Source organism: Streptococcus cristatus, assembly GCF_003943535.1.
Classification (GTDB): domain Bacteria; phylum Bacillota; class Bacilli; order Lactobacillales; family Streptococcaceae; genus Streptococcus; species Streptococcus cristatus_L.
On record NZ_RJPU01000001.1, the window covers coordinates 56,187 to 74,963 of the forward strand.

Sequence of the window (18,777 nt, forward strand, 5' to 3'; positions counted from 1 at the left end):
TTTTAGAAAGGATAGAGATGGCAGTAGAAAAGTTATCGCCAGGCATGCAGCAGTATTTGGATATCAAGAAGGACTATCCAGATGCTTTCTTGCTCTTTCGGATGGGGGATTTCTATGAGTTGTTTTATGATGATGCGGTCAATGCCGCCCAGATTTTAGAGATTTCTCTCACCAGCCGCAATAAAAATGCAGAAAATCCCATTCCCATGGCCGGAGTTCCCTATCATTCGGCGCAGCAGTATATTGATGTCTTGGTCGAGTCAGGCTATAAGGTGGCGATTGCGGAGCAGATGGAAGACCCCAAGGAAGCTAAGGGAGTTGTTAAGCGAGAGGTCGTTCAGGTTATCACGCCGGGAACGGTGGTGGACTCTACTAAGCCCGACTCTGCGAATAACTTTCTGGTGGCTTTGGATTACTCAGACGGCTTCTATGGCCTGGCTTATATGGACTTGGTGACCGGTGAGTTTCAGGTGACCAGTCTAGAGGACTTTAGCTTGGTCTGCGGGGAAATTCGCAATTTGAAAGCTAGGGAAGTGGTGCTGGGCTATGCCTTGCCAGAAGCTGAGGAACAGGTCTTGGCTGGGCAGATGAACCTCTTGCTGTCCTATGTACAGACAGCCTTGGACGATGTCCAGCTGCTGGGAGAGAAACTGTCTCCTATGGAACGTCAGGCAGCGGGGAAATTGCTAGAGTATGTGCACCGGACCCAGATGAGGGAGCTCAGCCATTTAAAGAAGGCTCAGCATTATGAAATCAAGGACTTTCTGCAAATGGACTATGCTACCAAGGCGAGTCTGGATTTGACAGAAAATGCTCGCTCGGGCAAGAAGCACGGCAGTCTTTATTGGCTGATGGACGAGACCAAGACGGCCATGGGCGGCCGCATGCTGCGCTCTTGGATCCAGCGTCCGCTGATTGATAAAGTGCGAATTAGCCAGCGGCAGAATGTCGTCGAGGTTTTTCTGGATCATTTCTTTGAGCGGAGTGATTTGACGGAGAGCCTCAAGGGAGTCTATGATATCGAGCGGCTGGCTAGTCGGGTGTCTTTTGGCAAGACCAATCCTAAGGATCTGCTGCAGCTGGCAGCTACATTGGGAAATGTGCCTCAGATTAAGGCTATCTTGCAAGGGATTGGCAGTCCGCATCTAGCGCCTTTGATTGAGGGCTTGGATCCTATTCCAGAGTTGGCGGGCTTGATTAGCTCGGCCATTTCACCGGAAGCACCCCATATCATCACCGAGGGAAATATCATTCGGACCGGTTTTGATGAGACCTTGGATCAGTATCGGCTTGTGCTACGGGAAGGGACCGGATGGATTGCGGAGCTGGAAGTTAAAGAACGTGCCCACAGCGGCATCAGTAATCTGAAGATTGATTACAACAAAAAAGATGGTTACTATTTCCATGTGACCAATTCCCAGCTGGCTCATGTGCCTAGTCATTTCTTTCGCAAGGCGACCCTGAAAAATTCGGAGCGTTTCGGAACGGAAGAGCTGGCTCGGATTGAGGGAGAGATGTTGGAGGCGCGTGAAAAATCTGCTAATCTGGAATACGAGATTTTCATGCGAATTCGCGAGGAAGTTGGCAAATATATCCAGCGCTTGCAGGCCTTGGCACAAACGCTGGCAGCTGTAGATGTCCTGCAGAGCTTTGCTGCGGTGGCAGAGCAGCAGCATTTGGTGCGCCCAGTCTTTACTGCGGAGCGCCGTCTGCAGATTGAAAAAGGTCGGCATGCTGTTGTAGAAAAGGTCATGGGAGCCCAAAGCTACATTCCAAATAGTATTCTGCTGGACCAGGAAACGGACATCCAGCTGATTACTGGTCCGAATATGAGCGGGAAATCGACTTATATGCGCCAGCTGGCTATCATCGTCATTATGGCACAGATGGGATCTTATGTGCCCGCTCAGTCTGCCAGTCTGCCGCTATTCGATGCGATTTTCACTCGCATTGGTGCAGCGGATGATCTGGTATCTGGCCAGTCCACCTTTATGGTGGAGATGATGGAGGCCAATCGAGCCATCCGACAGGCCAGCGAGCGTTCGCTCATTCTCTTTGATGAGCTGGGCCGTGGGACGGCGACTTACGATGGGATGGCGCTAGCTCAGGCTATTATTGAGCATATTCATCATTATACTGGAGCTAAGACCCTCTTTGCCACCCACTATCATGAGCTGACAGCCTTGGAGGATAGCTTGGAGCATTTGGAAAATGTCCATGTGGCAACCTTGGAAAAGGCCGAACAAGTGACTTTCTTGCATAAGATTGAGCCGGGTCCGGCTGACAAGTCCTACGGAATCCATGTGGCGAAGATTGCTGGACTTCCTGAGAAATTACTGGAGCGGGCGGATAGCATTTTGAGCCATTTGGAGAGTCAAGGTACAGGACTAGGCTCAGAGCTTCCTGCTGCATCCAGACCGAAGCAATCACAAGTAGCTGAGCAGATGTCTCTTTTCGCAGAAGGAACGGAAAATCCAGTCCTGACTGAACTCCGAGACTTGGACATCTACAATATGACTCCCCTGGAAGTCATGGCAGCAGTGGCCGAGCTCAAGAAGAAGTTGTAAAAATAAAGAGGCTGGGACAAAAGTCCTAACCTCTCAATTGTCTTTGGATTGTCGAGCAAGACGCAGTGGTTGAGTGGGCTCTACTACGCTGATTTCATCAGCTTTTACAGCCCTACTCAACTGTGCGGAGGTGGGACGACGAAATCGAATTCTAACGAATTACCGATTTCTGTCCCACTCTCTTTTTATTCTCACGATTTGCTAGACAAACCGCTATTGATTTTTTGAATGTTGCGGTAGGTGTGGTAGTAGATGGCTCCTGAAATAATCAGATAGATGAGGGTGAATTCCCCGACGGCAGTTAGTGTCAGGCTAAGTATTTTTTCTCTCGGGAAAAATCCAGCTAGATTAGCCAAAAGTGCAAAGGTCAGAATCATCACACCATAGTGGCTGATGATGGAGCGCAGGATGCTCCATTCTCTTTGGAAGAAGCTTCCACTCCATCTAAAAACAGCTCCCATGACAAACCAGATAAACAGGCAGTAGAGCATGATGAGGGAAACATGGACATGCTGGCTCAAAAAGAAGTGGCCAATAGGAGAGCGAGGGTGAAGCGGTAGATAAGCAGGATTGTAAAAATAAGAAACAATCATGGAGAAGAAGAGACCGATGAAAATCCCTCCAATCCCTCCGAAAAAGAGTTTTTTAAGACGAGTTTTCATAATTGCAACCTTTCTTTAATGGATTTGAGATAACGGCGGGACGAGTAGGTCGTATCGCCGTTTTTCAGAAATATTTGAATCAGACCATTGGGCGTCAGCTTGAGGTGACTGATTTGTCGGCTGTTGATAATCTCTGACTGCGAAATCTGTAGGAAATAGTCCGGCAGGATCTGCAGCAACTGATAAAGAGCTTGTTGAGCTCGATAGCTGTCTTTTGCTGTTCGGACCCGAACCTGACGATTTTCTGTGTAGATTCGGTGGATTTCCTTAGTGTCCAGCAGATAGATTTCATCTTCTTTCTTGACATGAATCTTGTCCACTTTGCCTAGATCTTGAGCAAAGTGGACCAGTTCCTGAATGCTTTCTGTCATGAGGCGGGCCTCAATGCTGATAGAGTCTTCTGAGACTTGAGAATCGATTCTTAGCTTAACTTTCATAACTTCCTCCTTTCACCTTTATTAAACCGCAACCAAGCAGAGAAAACAAGCCCTTTTGTCCATGTGGCAGCTATTTGTGTCTATATGGTTTGGCTGACGGACAGAATGGTCAAGAAAAGGCTGCCTTCTGCTAGAAAGAGCCCAATGTGTTATAATAGATAGCAGAACAAATACGGAGAACAAGATGTCAAAAATTATCGAACTTCCAGAAATTCTAGCCAATCAGATTGCGGCCGGTGAAGTCATTGAACGGCCTAGCAGCGTGGTCAAGGAGCTAGTGGAGAACTCAATTGATGCGGGTGCCAGTCAGATTACGATCGAAATCGAAGAAGCTGGACTCAAGAGCATTCAGGTGACGGATAATGGCGAGGGCATTGACCACCAAGATGTCCCTCTGGCCCTTCGACGCCATGCTACCAGTAAAATCAAGAAGCAAGCGGATCTCTTTCGGATTCGGACGCTGGGTTTTCGTGGTGAGGCCATTCCTTCCATTGCTTCTGTCTCACGTTTTACCATTGAAACAGCGACTGAATCTGGCCAGCATGGGACTCTACTAGTTGCCCAAGGCGGTGAGATTGAAGAGCATGAGCCGACCAGCAGTCCGGTAGGAACGAAAATCAAGATAGAAGATCTCTTCTTCAATACTCCAGCCCGGCTCAAGTATATGAAGAGCCAGCAGGCTGAGCTGTCCCATATTGTTGATGTGATTAATCGGCTTAGTCTGGCCCATCCGGAAGTGGCTTTCACCCTTATCAGTGACGGCCGCGAAATGACACGGACTGCCGGCAGTGGCAATCTGCGTCAGGCTATTGCGGGTATCTATGGTCTGGCAACAGCCAAGAAAATGGTGGAAATCTCTGCTTCAGATCTGGATTTTGAAGTGAGCGGCTATGTCAGTCTGCCTGAGCTGACTCGGGCAAATCGTAATTATATTACGATTCTCATCAACGGCCGTTATATCAAGAATTTCCTGCTCAATCGTGCTATTTTGGATGGCTACGGCAGCAAGCTTATGGTAGGCCGCTTTCCACTAGCGGTCATCAATATTCAGATTGACCCCTATCTGGCCGATGTCAATGTCCATCCGACCAAGCAAGAGGTGCGGATTTCTAAAGAGCGGGAACTCATGACCTTGATTTCACAAGCCATTGCGACTAGTCTCAAGGAGCAAGACCTGATTCCGGATGCTTTGGAAAATCTAGCCAAATCAACTGTTAAGCGTGCGACTAAGCCCGAACAGACCAGTCTTCCGCTGAAAGAAAATCGCCTCTACTACGATAGGGAGCAGAATGATTTCTTCCTCAAGCCGCAGGTGGCTGAGCAGCAGCTATTCTTTGAAGAATCAGCGGAGCCTGTTCATGAAGCGACAGATGAAAAAGCAGAACTGCCACAATCGACTTCGGTCAAATTTGCAGAGAGAAAGCCTGCCAGCCATGACCAACTAGACCATCCAGAGCTAGATCAGGCTAGTCTGGAGCGGGCTGTGGATAAGTTGGAACAAGAAGAGAAGTCAAGCTTCCCAGAGTTAGAATATTTCGGCCAGATGCATGGTACCTATCTCTTTGCTCAGGGCAAGGGCGGTCTTTACATTATTGACCAACATGCCGCCCAAGAGCGAGTCAAGTATGAGTATTATCGGGAGAAGATTGGGGATGTGGACAATAGCCAGCAGCAGCTCTTAGTACCTCATATCTTTGAATTTCCAGCGGATGATATGTTGCGAATCAAGCAGCGGATGGAGTTGTTAGAAGATGCTGGCATCTTTTTAGAAGAGTACGGAGCCAATCAGTTTATCCTCCGCGAGCATCCCATTTGGTTCAAGGAAGAGGAGATTGAAGCCGGCATCTATGAAATGTGTGATATGCTTCTCCTGACCAAGGAAGTTTCCATCAAGAAATATCGGGCAGAGCTGGCCATTATGATGAGCTGCAAACGCTCCATCAAGGCCAATCACAGTCTGGATGACTACTCTGCGCGTGACTTGCTCTTTCAGCTGTCCCAGTGTGACAATCCCTATAACTGCCCACACGGCCGGCCGGTCTTGGTCAACTTTACCAAGTCGGATATGGAAAAAATGTTCCGCCGTATTCAGGAAAATCACACTAGCCTGCGGGAGTTAGGGAAATACTAAACTGTATAGAAGATCAAACGAGAGTGGGACAGAAATCGGTAATTCGTTAGAATTCGATTTCGTCGTGCCACCTCCGCACAGTTGAGTAGGGCTGTAAAAACTGATGAAATCAGCGTAGTAGAGCCCACTCAATCACTGCGTCTTGCTCGACAATCCAAAAACAATTGAGAGGCTAGGACTTTTGTCCCAGCCTCGTTTTGAATTGTTAAGCTGAACTTGTGTTCCAGCAAGCAAATCAGCTGGATGACGTTTGTCCTTGCGGAGCAGTCCCATCAGCAGAAAGATCAAGAAGAGAATCCCTGCTGATGTTGACAAGAAAATTGACAGGGTATCTGCTTGATAAGCACTACGGATAGCTCCCAGATGCCCCAGCTGCCAAGGGAAAAACTTGATAGCAGAGCGCAAAAGGCTGTAGGAAAGGCTCTTATGTTTGTAAACCAACTGTAAACCTGCCCAAGGTTTGCCCAAGCAGCCTTTTCTATAGTCTAGCTAAGCAAAGATGATAGTTAGAGGAAGAACGGAGGTAGAAAAAGCCAGAAGTTGGCTCTGGGCTTCAGTGAATACAGGAATGCCCCCTAGAACCAGATTATAAAAGCCCATAGCTAGTAAAAAAAGAGCAATGAGGTAGCCTGAGATGAAGAGCCAGTCTCCAAAGAGTTCTTTCAGACGTGTTTTGACAGGTATGGGATTGTTAATTTTTAGATTCATCCTTGTCGCCTTCTTTCTTAGAAGCCTCATCAAGGTCTATAACCTTGTCCAGATACTTTTTCTTGATTTTTAGCGCCTTGTTAATAGCCATTGCAGACGCGATTAAGAGGAAAAAGCTTAACCAGACCAGCGCAGTGAATGTTGCTGGAAAGCTAGAACCTGCGAAAAAGAGAAAGATAGCCAAGGCAGATATAAAAATATACAGAACCTGCCAGAAGCCATAAGATTTTACTTCCTTGTAGTAGCGATCTTTTTCGTCTTCTGAGAGAATGGGTTTTATTTCCGGCTTATCGCTGTCTTCTAAAAGCAGATAATCTGTCGTCACTTGGAAAATCTTGCTCAGCTCTACAATTTTTTCGAGTTCAGGTAGCGCTTGGCCAGACTCCCACTTGGAAATGCTCTGGCGAGAGACACTGATTTGTTCAGCCAGTCTTTCTTGTGACCAGCCCTTTTCTTTTCTTAGTTCAAATAATTTATCAGCGAGTTTCATCATGACAGCTCCTTTCTTTTTCTATCTCTATCCTAACAGCTTTTCCTTATCTTGAGAATACAGCTTCCTGTACATTTTGTCAACCAATGGTTGCACTTCTATTTGCAGTTTCCAAATGGAAAATATGATATACTAGATAGGCAAAATGATACAAAAAAGAAGGAAGATTATGTACGAATATTTTAAAGGAATCATCAGTAAAATAACAGCCAAGTACATTGTGTTGGAAGTCAACTCTATCGGCTATATTCTTCATGTAGCTAATCCTTATGCTTACTCAGGACATCTTCATCAGGAAGCAAAGGTCTATGTGCACCAGGTGGTGAGAGAAGATGCGGAGCTCCTGTACGGCTTTGCGACTGAGGAGGAGAAGCAACTCTTTCTCAGCTTGATTTCAGTCTCAGGTATCGGCCCAGTGTCTGCCCTGGCTATTATTGCGGCGGATGATAATGCTGGCTTAGTGCAAGCCATTGAGCAGAAAAACATCACCTACCTGACCAAGTTTCCTAAGATTGGTAAGAAAACAGCCCAGCAGATGGTGTTGGATCTGGAGGGCAAAGTGGCAGTAGCTGGTGACGAACTTCCTGCCAAGGCTGCAGTACAAGCTAGCAATGAAAACCAAGAGTTGGAAGAAGCCATGGAAGCTATGCTGGCTCTGGGCTACAAAGCCGCGGAACTTAAGAAAATCAAGAAATTCTTTGAAGGCACGACGGACACAGCTGAAAACTATATCAAGTCTGCCCTTAAGATGTTGGTGAAATAGGAGGAAGATATGACCAAACGCTGTGGCTGGGTAAAGATGAATAACCCTTTGTATGTAGCCTATCATGATGAGGAGTGGGGCAAGCCCCTCCATGATGATCAGAAATTATTTGAATTGCTCTGCATGGAGACCTATCAGGCTGGACTTTCTTGGGAGACCATTCTCAATAAACGTCAGGCTTTTCGGGAAGCTTTTCATTTTTATGATGCCCAGAAAATTGCTCAGATGACGGATGCAGACTTGAATGCTCTTTTGGATAATCCTGATATCGTCCGCAATAAGATGAAAATCTATGCGACCAGGGATAATGCTCAAGCTTTTTTGGCTGTTCAAAAGCAGTTTGGCTCTTTTAATGATTATATCTGGTCCTTTGTCGAGTTCAAAACGATTGACAGTCAAATTACGAACTACAAGGAAGCTCCGACGAAGACAGAGCTGTCAGAAAGCATGTCCAAGGCGCTGAAGAAGCAAGGCTTCAAATTTGTCGGTCCCGTTTGTGTCTATTCATTTCTAGAAGCCGCTGGTCTTATCAATGACCATGAAAATGATTGTGATTGGAAGTAGAACAATGAAAACAAGAAAATTTCTCCTTATTTTTACCACCCTCTATACGATCTTATTCCTAGGTAGAGGCTTGGAACTGCTTGGGATAAATTGGTTGATTTACCCAGTTTATTTCCTTTTATTTATTTTGGGAATCTTAGCTTATCGGGAAGAATTAAAGGAGCAGTTAGCCTTGATTCTGACTAAGAAGAAGGAATTTTTAAAAACGATTTCTTTGTATATGGTCTTCGTTTTCTTCCTGTCCATTGCCTGCAACCTGCTTTCAGCTTTGATTAAACAGAGTCTGGGCTTGCCGCTACAGGGGCAGAATGATGCCAGTATTCAAGGTGCCTTGTTGAAAAATCCCTTTCTAATCTTGGTTATCGGTTGCTTTATCGGGCCAATTGTTGAAGAGTTTTTCTTCCGTCGCTTTTTCCTAGGCACTTTCTTGGCAAAATTCTCTGACGGGCTCGGTATTGTCTTAACAACCTTTATATTTGCCACCCTTCATATGCACAGCTGGGCCTTATCAGAGTGGGTGACAGCTATTTCCTATATTGCCGGAGGTCTTCTTCTCTCGCTCCTGTATCTGAGAAAGGACAAAAATATCTGGTATCCAATTGCCCTTCATTGCTGCAATAATATCATTGCTTTTATTATTTCATTTATTTTAAGATAGAAAGATGAAAGTAATGTATAATCAGCTAATTTATCTTTAGAGAGTAGGGAGAATGTAAATCATTTAAAATAGTGATTCCTTTTGTTTAATAAGAGACTGTAAAAGTATTTTGACACCTTGTCAAAGATTTCAATTTATCGGTTCCGTTTGTGTCTATTCATTCCTAGAAGCAGCTGGCCTTATCAATGACCATGAAAATGATTGTGATTTCAATCCACATAAAAATACCGTTTGAGAAAAACTCTCAACGGTATTTTTCAATTTCTTCTTTTAGCGATTTTACTAGCTCTTTTTCATCGGCAAGTTGTAGTAGACCAATCCCTTTTTTTATTAATTCGTTATCATTTTTGCAAATTCCAAGTCGAATCTGTGAAAGCCCGAGGGAATCATAACGTTTTTCTTTTTTTGACAAATCGTAAATGTACTTAGTGATTTCAGCGCATTCTCTCTTTAATCCATTATAAAGATAGATGGTAGAAAGGTTGACTAAGAGTCCGATTTGTAGATTATTCCCATAGCGGAATGATTGGTATTTTTTTATGCTATTTAAAATCTTTTGGGTAAATTGTTTTATATTTTCTAAAGGGAAGAAATAAAGAATAGTAGAAAGAAGTCGAAAATCACTTTCATACCAAGTGTCCTGTTTTTCTAAATACGCCCAAATTTTATTGGTAGTAGCATTAATTTCTTTTGTCTCAGAAATTCCATTTTGTCTCAGATGAATAGTAATATTGATGCTATCTAAAGCATGTTTAATCGGAATATCGGAATGTTTACATAGATATGCCTCGCATTCTCTCTTTAATTGTAACAAACCTTTCGTCCCTACAATAGTCTCACCTTGGTTATAAAGAGAATTTAAAATTTTCTGTCTCTGACTAGGTTGATAATAATCACAAATGTATTTAAATTCTTCTAGTGTCATATCTATCTGGCGAAGTAAAAAAATCATGGTATCGAACTTTGGCACGACTTGTCCGCTTTCAATTCGTGCCAAAGTTGAGCGAGCTAAAAAATCCCCACAAATTTCTTCTTGAGTCAGCCCTTTTGATTTTCTAATTTCTTTATAGATTTTTCCATAATCCCAGCGCATAAGAACTCCTTTTTAAAATGTTACTAAAAGCTACATTTTGAAAAAATATTTTAAAATAGTATATCATGAAATAAAAAGGAGGGCAAAAATGAAGAAAGTGAAATACAATTTACTATGTTAAATCTCCGAATAATATTGGTTCAAAATCTTCGATAACTAATCTTTGGGGAACTGTTAAGTCATCTGATTCTCAAAAATATGGATGGGCAATGTCAAGTTCAACAAAAAGTTGGAATGATGTTCGATTAAATGCACATTGGAACTACTTTAAATTTTAACAATAGTTTATGAAAGTTGGAAGACCCAATAATATTATAAGGTCTTTTATAATATAGGTAGGAGCTTATGAAATTAAAATTAGGTGTTATAGGACTCTTTTTTTGCTTAATTGCTGCCATTGGTCTGGTTAGTATTAGTGATACTCAAAAACCAATACCTTTACCAATTGATGGTGCCTTCTCCATTCAAGGGAAAAGCAATCTTTCTAATGAAGAAATATATCAAATGATTAGTGGCCTATCAGAAGAGAAAAAAGTTAAAATATACAAGCCGGTGGTTCAGAATTCAGGACAGTTGACTTATATAAATCTTGATGATGCCAGCCATGAACAATTAAAGTCTATACCGATAACAGGGATGTACTATACTCTAGGGGAAATAGATTCAAATGGTTTAAAAAAACTCACGTCTACAGGTCTGCAAGTAGTATATATGGCTTACCCTTGGTATATGGGAGGAATGATACAATTTACTGGCTCTTTAAGATTTTTGTTAATGATTTCAATTTACTTAACCTTATTAGTTGTTTTATTTGTTGTTAGAGCGAGGCAGATAAAAGAAGGGGTGATAAGACGTTCTTTAGGATTACCTGTGTATAACCTAAAAAAGGATTATTTAATTTCTGTTACTTTTGAGCTGATTATAGTCGCTTTATTGATGGTTTTCTATGGCTCTTTTCTGGGGAGCGGTCTCTTCACCTATAGCTCTAAGTTATTTTTCTCTCTGCTTCTAACGAATTTTATACTATTTCAAATCATTGATCTCATCACCTTTGTTTTATTTTGGCTGACGATTCAGGTTGAAAAGCCTATTGAAATTATAAAAAATAAGGCCAAAAACAGCCTCATTTTTATCGTATGGCTTGCGGTTATTTCTAGCATAATAGTTGTTTCAGGAGTCTTTTTACGGGAAACAAAGGCTAGTCAATCAAAGATAAATATACAGATAAAGCATTTAGAACCATGGAGTGCAGTAAAAGATTGGAAAAGAGTAGAGTTTTTGGGTATTGAAAATGAATCTGTTACTAATGGAGAAGAAGCAAATGACTCAGGAGCTAAGTATATAGAGATTGCTAAAGCCTTAAAAAAACTGGATTTTATATATATCAAATCATCTTCAGCCTATGTTCCAGATTTTATGAAAACTTCTCATGTTACAGAAGATTTTTCTAAGCAATTAAAAAGTGATGGGATAACGAATCCAGAGGTTAATAAAGAGCTGGTTTATATCAATCAAACAGGTGCTAAGGTACAAAATAAAGTTAATGGAACAAACTATCGTATTTTAGATAATAAAATAGCAACCATCTATATTCCTAATAAATTTAAAGAGAATAAGGCATCAATCGAGAATACGGTTGTAGCAGAACAATTTACTGGTACAAACTATACAAAAGATGATCTTACGGTGCAAGTCATTCCTGATGGGCAAGAATTTTTCTATTTCAATGAAAATGGCAGTAGTGTCCCTGAGAATAAAGATAATCTACCTTTGGAAAGTGTGACAAATAGTAAGAGTAATATAGTGGTTGTATTAGATACTGATAAAATGGTAGAAACTAACGATTTTATTTTGGCAAGCAATATCATATATAACTCACTTTTTAGTCCAGAAGCAATTAAGGACATCAACGATTTGAGTGCTAGTTTGAATTTTTCAATCAATCCAGTCGAGGTTTACCAAACTGTGAAACTTAATATTCAATCTTTAGAGCACCAAATTCTCCTTTCAAAAATACTGCAAATAATTATTTGTGGAATTGTATTTCTACTCATTTATCAATATGCTCAAATGTTTGTTGCCTTAAAACAGAATGACTATGTCAAAAAAATCATTTTAGGCCTATCGAAAACAGGTATAGCCATTTCAAGTCTAAAATATTTTATGATAACGATTATAATGGTTATCTTATTGACATTTATCATGACTGGACAAATAGAGTTATTGTATATTGGTCTTGCTTCTTTAACGGTTTTAATGATGTCAATAATAATAAGTTTCAGAAAATTATCTGATAGATACACTCAAATTCTAAAAGGAGATGACTAATGACAATTGAAATTGTGAATGTTACAAAAAAATATGGCTCAAAAGAAATATTTACAGATTTAAATTTAACCTTTGAAGCTGGGAAAAGCTACGCCTTGATTGGCGGTTCGGGTTCAGGTAAAAGTACCTTGCTAAACATTATAGGAAGGCTAGAAAAAATTGACAGTGGAAAAGTGTTAGTTGATAAACAGGATATTTGGAAAACAAAAGAAAGAACCTATTTTAAAAATACTATTGGGTATGTATTCCAAAATTATTCTTTGATAGAAAACAAAACAGTATATGATAATTTAAAACTCCTCAATAAAGACAAAAAGATTATATCTGAGATACTTGAAAAAGTAGGCCTTTCTACGGACTATTTAAAACATAAAATATATGAATTGTCTGGGGGACAGGCTCAGCGTGTAGCTATTGCAAGAATGTTAATGAAACCGCGTAAAATTATTTTAGCGGATGAACCTACAGGAGCCTTGGATAGTGAGATTGGGAATGAAATCATCAACTTATTATTGAGTGAAGCAGCCAAGAATAATTATGTTATTATAGCAACGCATGATCCAGCTGTATATAGTAAAGTTGATGTTATCATTGATATAAAAGATATAGGAAGTCAGGCATGAAAAAGAAAATTTATATTAGTTTGCTACTAGTCATTGGAATACTCGCAATCGTCTTAATTGGCAAACAAGTGATTAAAAAAGAAAATTCCAATAAACCTTCGGTGGATTTAACAGTCTATACAATCTCTTCGAATGATACCGAAAGATGGGATAAGGTAAGGCAAGTAGAAACAGAAGATGCTGTCTATCTAATATCTGTCAAAGAAGTAGCATCTTCAGAAGAAGTGTTTTCAAATATTATTGCAGATGGCACTGCTATGGGGTTTGGGGTTAGTGAAGAAGAAGTTAAACAATTTAACAATAATTTAGGAACTACTGTAGTAGATGCTAAAAATAATAAATTGATTGGGATAGAATTCTTCACTTTTTCTGATGATGGCAAGGGATTTTCAGTAGCGAATTTTGATTACGGCAAAAAAGAGTTTAATGATCAAAAAAAAGAAAAGAAAGAGTTCTATAAAAAACTATACGAAGCGTTTAAAAAAATAATTTATGATGACACGACAAACGCATAAAGACAAAAGTTCCAATAAATTTTTGAAATACAAATGATTTCTATCTTATATGTAAAAAGCGAACGCAATCTTTGCTTGCCTGCTCTCTTTCATATGTCTCATAATAGGGTGACTCTGTTTCTTATTTCATAGGAAAAATTCCTTGGTTTTCTAACAACCAAGGAATTTTGTTTAGTTATCCTTCTGCATCCAAATCTTTTCCTTGATAAAGATGCGCAGCTCGTAGAAAAGCATAAAGAGAGTAGAGACAAGGAAACCTGCCATAAAGATATGGTGTAAGTAAGCAGAGACACCAATGTAAACTAAGATGGAAAAAAGGTAGAGGATGACTAAATAATGCCATTTTTTAGCCTTGCTGTCTTCGATGACCTTTTTCTCCAAGCGCTCGTCCTCCTTGATGAGCTGATCTAGACTGAGATCAAACTCCCGACTGATAGCGATGAGATTGCCAATATCAGGGCTTCCTTTTCCACTTTCCCAGCGGGCAATGGCAGAGCGGGAAACAGTGAGCCTTTCTGCTAAGGCTTCCTGAGTGAGTTGATGTTGTTGACGAATGTCTTTGAGAACTTGAGAGATTTTCATGATGGTTCCCTTTCTAACGAAATGAATAAATCACTTTTTACATCCTTTTCATGTTTATTATAAAAAGAAAAGTCTCCGTTGCCAATAGCATCTGCCTAACAATCCAGTTATTCTCCATAACAAACAGATTTTTAAAAGTTATCCACAGGATGTTGACAACTTTGTCAATCAAATTGACAGCTCTTTTTATTTCCTGAAAGGAAAATCACCTTTTTTAAGATTTTTTGTGATAAAATAAAGCCAATTCCGAATAGTAAGGTAGGAGGTTCTATGAAAGCAGAAATTATTGCTGTGGGCACCGAGATTCTGACAGGTCAGATTGTCAATACCAATGCCCAGTTTTTATCTGAAAAGCTAGCGAGTCTAGGGATTGATGTCTATTTTCAGACAGCAGTGGGGGACAATGAAAACCGTCTTCTCTCTGTCCTAGAAATTGCCAAAGAGCGCAGTGATTTAATTATCCTGACAGGGGGCTTGGGACCAACAGAGGACGATTTGACCAAGCAGACTTTGGCTAAATTTGTCGGTCGAGATTTGAGCTTCGACCCAGCGGCTGTGGAAAAGCTAGATTGCTTTTTTGCTAGCCGACCAGATTATGCTCGAACACCTAACAATGAGCGTCAGGCTCAGCTGGTCGAAGGCTCGACGCCGTTAACAAATGCGACCGGCTTAGCTGTTGGAGGATTGTTAGAAGCAGACGGAGTGACCTATGTAGTCTTGCCTGGCCCGCCTAGCGAGCTCAAGCCTATGGTTAATAACGAGCTGGTCCCCCTCTTATCCACAGGCCAGAAATTGTATTCACGGGTGCTCCGCTTCTTCGGTATTGGTGAGAGTCAGTTAGTGACTATTTTGGCTGAAATGATTGATCAACAAAGCGATCCGACCATTGCACCTTATGCAAAGACGGGCGAAGTGACCTTGCGACTGTCCACCAAGGCATTGAGTCAGGCAGAAGCGGATACTAAGTTTGAGGCTGTGGAAAAGTCTATTTTGGCGTATCAGAGTTTTGAGGGGCAGTCTTTGTCCGAGATTTTCTATGGTTATGGAGATGACAATTCCTTGCCTCAGGTGGCTTTCGACTTGCTGAAGAGTCAAGGGAAGACGATTTCGGCGGCGGAGAGTTTGACAGCTGGCCTCTTTCAAGCGACCTTGGCTGATTTTGCTGGAGCTTCAGCTATTTTTTCAGGTGGCTTTGTCACCTACAGCATGGAAGAAAAAAGCCGGATGCTGGATATCCCGTTGGGAGATCTGGAGAAGCATGGTGTCGTTTCAGCTTTTACGGCTGGGAAAATGGCAGAGCAGGCTAGAAAGCTGACTCAGAGTGACTTGGCTGTCAGTCTGACAGGTGTGGCTGGACCAGATTCACTGGAAGGTCATCCAGCTGGAACGGTTTTTATCGGCTTAGCGAGTGAATCAGGAACGGAAACCATTAAGGTAAATATTGCTGGACGCAGCCGTCGTGATGTGCGAAAGATTGCTGTTATGCATGCCTTCAACCTCGTACGAAAAACTTTATTAAAGAACTGATTTTTGGTATAATAAAAAGATGGCCAAAAGATATTTTAGAAAAAATAGGAGAAATAAATGGCAAAAAAACAGAAAAATTTGGATGAAATCACAAAGAAATTTGGAGATGAACGCCAAAAAGCTTTGGATAACGCTCTTAAGAATATTGAAAAAGATTTCGGTAAGGGAGCTATTATGCGCTTGGGCGAGCGAGCGGAGCAAAAGGTTCAAGTCATGAGTTCAGGCTCTCTGGCTTTGGATATCGCCCTCGGTGCGGGTGGTTATCCTAAGGGGCGGATTATTGAGATTTATGGTCCAGAGTCTTCTGGTAAGACAACCGTTGCCCTTCATGCAGTTGCTCAAGCTCAAAAAGAAGGCGGCATCGCAGCCTTTATCGATGCAGAGCACGCTTTGGATCCGTCATACGCTGCAGCTCTGGGTGTAAACATTGATGAGTTGCTGCTGTCACAACCAGACTCAGGGGAGCAAGGTCTTGAAATTGCAGGAAAATTGATTGACTCTGGTGCCGTTGATTTGGTCGTTGTCGACTCAGTTGCGGCTCTTGTACCTCGTGCAGAAATCGATGGCGATATCGGTGACAGCCACGTTGGTTTGCAGGCTCGGATGATGAGTCAGGCCATGCGCAAACTGTCTGCTTCTATCAACAAAACTAAGACGATTGCCATCTTTATCAACCAACTTCGTGAAAAAGTTGGTGTTATGTTTGGAAATCCTGAAACAACACCAGGTGGACGTGCTTTGAAGTTCTACGCATCTGTTCGTCTGGATGTCCGTGGCAATACCCAAATCAAGGGTACGGGCGATGCGAAAGATACAAATGTCGGTAAGGAAACTAAAATCAAGGTCGTTAAAAACAAGGTGGCTCCACCATTCAAGGAAGCCTTTGTGGAAATCATGTACGGAGAAGGTATTTCTAAGACAGGCGAGCTGATTAAGATTGCGACTGACTTGGATATCATCAAAAAAGCGGGTGCTTGGTACTCTTACAATGATGAAAAAATCGGTCAAGGATCTGAAAATGCGAAGAAATATTTGGCTGATCATCCAGAAGTCTTTGATGAAATCGACCGTCAAGTCCGTGTACGTTACGGCTTGATTGAGGAAGATGAGCCAGCAGAAGCAGTGAAGGGTAAGGCTGAGGCTCCTCTTGAAAAATTAGAAGAAGTGACTCTTGATCTAGACGATGCCTTTGATATTGAGGAATAATTTTTCAAAATAGGTCGCAAGACCGATGGTTTTTGTGGTATAATATACTACGATAGTAGTATCGTGTAGCGAAAGGAGTACTTGCATGATCACAATTTATACGGTTTCAAGTTGTACTAGCTGCAAAAAAGCAAAGACCTGGCTAAACGCCCATCAATTGACTTACAAGGAGCAAAACCTTGGTAAGGAAGGAATTACCAAAGAAGAAATTCTTGATATTTTAGCAAAAACTGAAAATGGCATTGCCAGCATTGTATCTTCAAAAAACCGTTATGCAAAAGGACTCGGTGTTGATATTGAAGATTTGAGTGTAAACGAAGTCATTGACATCATCATGGAAACACCGCGGATTCTGAAAAGTCCGATTTTGGTGGATGACAAGCGTCTCCAAGTTGGTTACAAGGAAGATGATATCCGTGCCTTCTTACCTCGTGCAGTGCGCAATGTTGAGAATACAGAGGCTCGCTTACGAGCAGCTCTATAATTAGATAAGGAAAGGCGCCTTTTAGGTTGCCTTTTTTCTGTCTCATTACCTAAAAATGATTGACAAGCGGTTAAACTATGATACAATATCTCTGAGGAGGACGGAACGTGAAGAAATTTTTACTAATTTTTGGCTTAGCAGCTGTGATATTGACTGGCTGCGCTCATAAGAAAGCGGACAAGCCAAAGGGGAAAAAAGAGGAAATTACAACTAATCTTCCCATTATCAGTCAGGCTGAAAAGCAGGAAGTTATCACCAAGAAACTAGTTTTCCCCAAAGATGAGCAAGGAATTCAATCTAGTCAAATTATTACTTATCAAGGGAAACGCTTTATCAAGGTGATTATGGAGAGAATTACTCCAACGGATGATAGTATCAAAAATGCGATTAAAGAAGTGGGGCTGGAGGAGACTCAGCGACTTTTGGATGAATCAATGCAAAAGGATACGGACTATACTCAAGCAAAAACTGTTGCTGGTTTCACTGGAACCGTTCAGATTCTTAATGAAAATGAACTGAAAATCACATCAACTTACGATTTTGACAATTTGGATATTGAAAAGGCACTCACTTTAAATTATTTTAAAAATAGCAATCTAAAAGAAATGACAAAGATGCAACCTGAAGAATATATCAATAATTTATTGATAAACGGGGCTGAGGAGCAACAGTAAGGAAGCTTCTTGTCAATCATAGAAAACCAAAAAGGAGAAAGAAATGAAAAAATCAGTAGTACTTTTAATGGCTAGCTTGGCGGTGTTGACAGCTTGTGGACAACAATCACATAGTGGAAAAGCTGGTAGCAATCAGTCTGTTCAAAGCAAGGTAAAAGATAAATCGGTTACCAAGTCTTATCAGTTAAATCAAAAGGTACAAGGGCTCGATCAAACGATGACCTTGACAGTTACCTACGCGGGCAAGAAGTATGAAAAGGTGAATATTGCTATTTCACAAAATTTACCAGAAGAAGCTAAGTCTGCCTTAGCTGGTCAAGACTTGTCCTCTCTGCAAGAAGAGGTGAGCAAGAGCTTCAAGCAAAGTTCAGGAGTGGATAAACTTGAACAAGTAAAAGGTATTCAAGTGAATGTTAAAGTGACTGAAAAAGGCACTGTTGATATTGATTTTATTATTGATCCGACAAATCTTGATTATGATGCGGCTTCTAAAGTACCGACCTATGGGCCAATTTTTAGCCAAATGAAGTCTCAGACTCCAGAAGAATTTATCAAATCCTTCCAGGATGAAGGGGGCAAGGAAATTAGCAATCCGTCCTAATATTTTTGATGAAAACTAGTCTTTGAAAAAGGGCTAGTTTTTTGATGGGAAGGAGCGGTAAATAGTTGAAAAAATGTCGAAAAAGTAGAAAATTTACATGGATTAAGTTTGTGAAACTGCTGTAATTATGCTATAATGATGGTATTCTTAGAGAAAGAGGGTGT

18 protein-coding genes and 2 pseudogenes are annotated in these 18,777 nt (G+C 41.3%); 14 read left to right on the plus strand and 6 right to left on the minus strand.

All coding sequences use genetic code 11. The features are described from left to right. Positions 1–17 precede the first annotated feature (17 nt). Positions 18–2,567, plus strand: a complete 2,550-nt coding sequence (gene mutS, locus D8790_RS00290) for a DNA mismatch repair protein MutS (RefSeq protein WP_125387174.1) — start codon at positions 18–20, stop codon at positions 2,565–2,567. 191 nt (positions 2,568–2,758) lie between these two features. Here the strand turns inward: mutS and D8790_RS00300 are convergent, their stop codons facing one another. Further along, positions 2,759–3,229, minus strand: a complete 471-nt coding sequence (locus D8790_RS00300; RefSeq protein WP_125387175.1) for a DUF3021 family protein — start codon at positions 3,227–3,229, stop codon at positions 2,759–2,761. After that, positions 3,226–3,666, minus strand: coding sequence for a LytTR family DNA-binding domain-containing protein (locus D8790_RS00305; protein WP_125387176.1), 441 nt, complete (start codon positions 3,664–3,666; stop codon positions 3,226–3,228). The genes D8790_RS00300 and D8790_RS00305 overlap by 4 nt, the downstream gene beginning before the upstream one ends. Positions 3,667–3,850: 184 nt before the next feature. On the opposite strand from D8790_RS00305, the gene mutL reads away from it, so the two are divergent. After that, entirely contained in the window at positions 3,851–5,797 is a 1,947-nt protein-coding gene (gene mutL / locus D8790_RS00310; RefSeq protein ID WP_015605960.1) for a DNA mismatch repair endonuclease MutL, read from the plus strand. Positions 5,798–5,929: 132 nt separating this feature from the next. Here mutL and D8790_RS10765 read toward each other — a convergent pair. Together D8790_RS10765 and D8790_RS00325 are read right to left on the minus strand one after the other, a co-directional pair. Further along, positions 5,930–6,505: pseudogene (locus D8790_RS10765) on the minus strand (RDD family protein). After that, complete coding sequence (locus D8790_RS00325) at positions 6,489–6,995, minus strand: helix-turn-helix domain-containing protein (RefSeq protein ID WP_037586090.1); 507 nt, start codon at positions 6,993–6,995, stop codon at positions 6,489–6,491. The pseudogene D8790_RS10765 and the gene D8790_RS00325 overlap by 17 nt, the downstream one beginning before the upstream one ends. A 169-nt stretch (positions 6,996–7,164) precedes the next feature. On the opposite strand from D8790_RS00325, the gene ruvA reads away from it, so the two are divergent. The 4 genes and pseudogenes from ruvA to D8790_RS00345 all read left to right on the plus strand — a co-directional run. Further along, positions 7,165–7,758: a Holliday junction branch migration protein RuvA gene (ruvA, locus tag D8790_RS00330; protein ID WP_048763536.1), complete on the plus strand. Its 594-nt coding sequence runs from the start codon at positions 7,165–7,167 to the stop codon at positions 7,756–7,758. 9 nt (positions 7,759–7,767) lie between these two features. Next, the gene (locus tag D8790_RS00335) at positions 7,768–8,322 is read left to right on the plus strand and encodes a DNA-3-methyladenine glycosylase I (RefSeq protein ID WP_125387177.1); all 555 of its coding nucleotides are present in this window, start codon (positions 7,768–7,770) and stop codon (positions 8,320–8,322) included. Positions 8,323–8,326: 4 nt separating this feature from the next. After that, entirely contained in the window at positions 8,327–8,980 is a 654-nt protein-coding gene (locus tag D8790_RS00340; RefSeq protein ID WP_125387178.1) for a CPBP family glutamic-type intramembrane protease, read from the plus strand. Positions 8,981–9,101: 121 nt separating this feature from the next. Further along, positions 9,102–9,215: pseudogene (locus D8790_RS00345) on the plus strand (DNA-3-methyladenine glycosylase I); the annotation flags it as partial. A gap of 9 nt (positions 9,216–9,224) precedes the next feature. Here D8790_RS00345 and D8790_RS00350 read toward each other — a convergent pair. Continuing rightward, the gene (locus D8790_RS00350; protein WP_125337578.1) at positions 9,225–10,073 is read right to left on the minus strand and encodes a helix-turn-helix domain-containing protein; all 849 of its coding nucleotides are present in this window, start codon (positions 10,071–10,073) and stop codon (positions 9,225–9,227) included. 345 nt (positions 10,074–10,418) lie between these two features. Here D8790_RS00350 and D8790_RS00355 point away from each other — a divergent pair, with 345 nt between their 5' ends. The 3 genes from D8790_RS00355 to D8790_RS00365 are packed head-to-tail and all read left to right on the plus strand — an operon-like array spanning position 10,419 to position 13,539. Next, positions 10,419–12,401, plus strand: a complete 1,983-nt coding sequence (locus tag D8790_RS00355; protein WP_125387179.1) for a bacteriocin-associated integral membrane family protein — start codon at positions 10,419–10,421, stop codon at positions 12,399–12,401. Further along, positions 12,401–13,024, plus strand: a complete 624-nt coding sequence (locus D8790_RS00360; RefSeq protein ID WP_002894088.1) for an ATP-binding cassette domain-containing protein — start codon at positions 12,401–12,403, stop codon at positions 13,022–13,024. The genes D8790_RS00355 and D8790_RS00360 overlap by 1 nt, the downstream gene beginning before the upstream one ends. Beyond that, on the plus strand, positions 13,021–13,539 hold the full coding sequence (locus D8790_RS00365) for a hypothetical protein (RefSeq protein WP_125387180.1): 519 nt from the start codon (positions 13,021–13,023) through the stop codon (positions 13,537–13,539). The genes D8790_RS00360 and D8790_RS00365 overlap by 4 nt, the downstream gene beginning before the upstream one ends. Positions 13,540–13,710: 171 nt before the next feature. On the opposite strand, the gene relB is transcribed toward D8790_RS00365, so the two are convergent. Continuing rightward, positions 13,711–14,121 carry a type II toxin-antitoxin system RelB family anti-toxin gene (gene relB, locus D8790_RS00370; RefSeq protein ID WP_125387181.1) on the minus strand — a complete coding sequence of 137 codons (411 nt, stop codon included), beginning with the start codon at positions 14,119–14,121 and terminating at the stop codon, positions 13,711–13,713. 270 nt (positions 14,122–14,391) lie between these two features. On the opposite strand from relB, the gene D8790_RS00380 reads away from it, so the two are divergent. The 5 genes from D8790_RS00380 (at position 14,392) to D8790_RS00400 (ending at position 18,613) form a co-directional block, all read left to right on the plus strand. Beyond that, positions 14,392–15,648, plus strand: coding sequence for a competence/damage-inducible protein A (locus D8790_RS00380; protein ID WP_185761876.1), 1,257 nt, complete (start codon positions 14,392–14,394; stop codon positions 15,646–15,648). A gap of 57 nt (positions 15,649–15,705) precedes the next feature. Beyond that, entirely contained in the window at positions 15,706–16,854 is a 1,149-nt protein-coding gene (gene recA / locus D8790_RS00385) for a recombinase RecA (protein ID WP_125387183.1), read from the plus strand. An 85-nt stretch (positions 16,855–16,939) separates the two neighbouring features. After that, positions 16,940–17,338 (plus strand): transcriptional regulator Spx, encoded by a 399-nt coding sequence (gene spx / locus D8790_RS00390; RefSeq protein ID WP_005591493.1) that lies wholly within the window; start codon positions 16,940–16,942, stop codon positions 17,336–17,338. Between the two features lie 107 nt (positions 17,339–17,445). Next, complete coding sequence (locus D8790_RS00395) at positions 17,446–18,012, plus strand: SP0191 family lipoprotein (protein WP_125387184.1); 567 nt, start codon at positions 17,446–17,448, stop codon at positions 18,010–18,012. Positions 18,013–18,055: 43 nt separating this feature from the next. Further along, a complete protein-coding gene (locus D8790_RS00400) occupies positions 18,056–18,613 on the plus strand; it encodes an SP0191 family lipoprotein (RefSeq protein WP_125387185.1) in 558 nt (185 codons plus the stop codon). The last annotated feature ends 164 nt before the right edge of the window (positions 18,614–18,777 follow it).

Coding starts and splice junctions, on each gene's coding strand:
- D8790_RS00365 (WP_125387180.1), top strand. CDS start 13,021: ATGAAAAAGAAAATTTATATTAGTTTGCTACTAGTCATTGGAATACTC.
- mutS (WP_125387174.1), top strand. CDS start 18: ATGGCAGTAGAAAAGTTATCGCCAGGCATGCAGCAGTATTTGGATATC.
- D8790_RS00350 (WP_125337578.1), bottom strand. CDS start 10,073: ATGCGCTGGGATTATGGAAAAATCTATAAAGAAATTAGAAAATCAAAA.
- D8790_RS00400 (WP_125387185.1), top strand. CDS start 18,056: ATGAAAAAATCAGTAGTACTTTTAATGGCTAGCTTGGCGGTGTTGACA.
- ruvA (WP_048763536.1), top strand. CDS start 7,165: ATGTACGAATATTTTAAAGGAATCATCAGTAAAATAACAGCCAAGTAC.
- relB (WP_125387181.1), bottom strand. CDS start 14,121: ATGAAAATCTCTCAAGTTCTCAAAGACATTCGTCAACAACATCAACTC.
- D8790_RS00325 (WP_037586090.1), bottom strand. CDS start 6,995: ATGAAACTCGCTGATAAATTATTTGAACTAAGAAAAGAAAAGGGCTGG.
- D8790_RS00360 (WP_002894088.1), top strand. CDS start 12,401: ATGACAATTGAAATTGTGAATGTTACAAAAAAATATGGCTCAAAAGAA.
- D8790_RS00335 (WP_125387177.1), top strand. CDS start 7,768: ATGACCAAACGCTGTGGCTGGGTAAAGATGAATAACCCTTTGTATGTA.
- D8790_RS00300 (WP_125387175.1), bottom strand. CDS start 3,229: ATGAAAACTCGTCTTAAAAAACTCTTTTTCGGAGGGATTGGAGGGATT.
- spx (WP_005591493.1), top strand. CDS start 16,940: ATGATCACAATTTATACGGTTTCAAGTTGTACTAGCTGCAAAAAAGCA.
- D8790_RS00305 (WP_125387176.1), bottom strand. CDS start 3,666: ATGAAAGTTAAGCTAAGAATCGATTCTCAAGTCTCAGAAGACTCTATC.
- D8790_RS00340 (WP_125387178.1), top strand. CDS start 8,327: ATGAAAACAAGAAAATTTCTCCTTATTTTTACCACCCTCTATACGATC.
- D8790_RS00380 (WP_185761876.1), top strand. CDS start 14,392: ATGAAAGCAGAAATTATTGCTGTGGGCACCGAGATTCTGACAGGTCAG.
- recA (WP_125387183.1), top strand. CDS start 15,706: ATGGCAAAAAAACAGAAAAATTTGGATGAAATCACAAAGAAATTTGGA.
- mutL (WP_015605960.1), top strand. CDS start 3,851: ATGTCAAAAATTATCGAACTTCCAGAAATTCTAGCCAATCAGATTGCG.
- D8790_RS00355 (WP_125387179.1), top strand. CDS start 10,419: ATGAAATTAAAATTAGGTGTTATAGGACTCTTTTTTTGCTTAATTGCT.